At 40.6% G+C, this 999-nt stretch carries 1 protein-coding gene; it reads left to right on the top strand.

The features are described 5' to 3' along the window. On the top strand, positions 1-999 hold a 999-nt coding region (locus HMPREF3270_RS11055), incomplete at both ends, for a Rib/alpha-like domain-containing protein (RefSeq protein WP_256324378.1).

The following is a 999-nucleotide window of genomic DNA, read 5'->3' on the forward strand; positions in this document are numbered from 1 at the left end:
GAACAGTAGAAGTCCCAGTCACAGTGACTTATCCAGACGGAACAAAAGACCATGTGAACGTGCCAGTAACAGTGGGAGAACAACCACAAAAAGACAAATATGAACCAACAGTTCAACCAATTAAAAAACCATTTGGTCAAAACACAACAGAACAAGAGGTTAAAGACAAAGTAACAGTCCCAGATTTTCCAAAGGATAAAGGTACACCGACAGTCACAGTTGATAACCCAGCACAAATACCAAACGGTCAAACACCAGGAACAGTAGAAGTCCCTGTAACAGTCACATATCCAGATGGCACAAAAGACCATGTGAAAGTTCCGGTAACAGTGGGAGAACAACCGCAAAAAGATAAATATGAACCAACAGCGGGAGAAATTACAAAACCTTACGGTACACCAACAACAGAACAAGAAGTCAAAGGCAAAGTAAGTGTTCCAAACTTCCCTAAAGAAGGCGATCAACCTGTTATCACAGTAGATACAAGTAAATTGCCAAACGGACAAACTAGCGGAGAAACTCAAGTTCCTGTAACAGTCACATATCCGGATAAAACTACTGATACAGTTAATGTGAAAGTAACGGTAGGACCAAAAAATTCTGAGATTTACCAACCAACAACAGGAGAAATTACAAAACATTTCGGTGAGAAAGCAACACCAGATGAAGTGAAATCAAAAGTGACTGTTCCAGGTTACCCAGAAAATGGTCAACCATATACAGTGTCAGTAGATGAAGCAAAAATTCCAGATGGTCAAACACCGGGAGAAGTGGAAGTTCCAGTCACAGTGACATATCCAGACAACACAACAGATATTGTCAATGTAAAAGTTACAACTGGACCAAAAGACTCAGATACGTATGAGCCAACAATTCAACCAATTACAAAACCATTTGGTCAAAGCACAACAGAACAAGAAGTGAAGGATAAAGTCACAGTTCCAAACTTCCCAGTGGAAAAAGGCACACCGACAGTCACAGTCGATAACCCGGCACAAA

It is taken from the genome of Staphylococcus sp. HMSC65H10, from assembly GCF_001839185.1.
GTDB classification, from domain to species: domain Bacteria; phylum Bacillota; class Bacilli; order Staphylococcales; family Staphylococcaceae; genus Staphylococcus; species Staphylococcus simulans.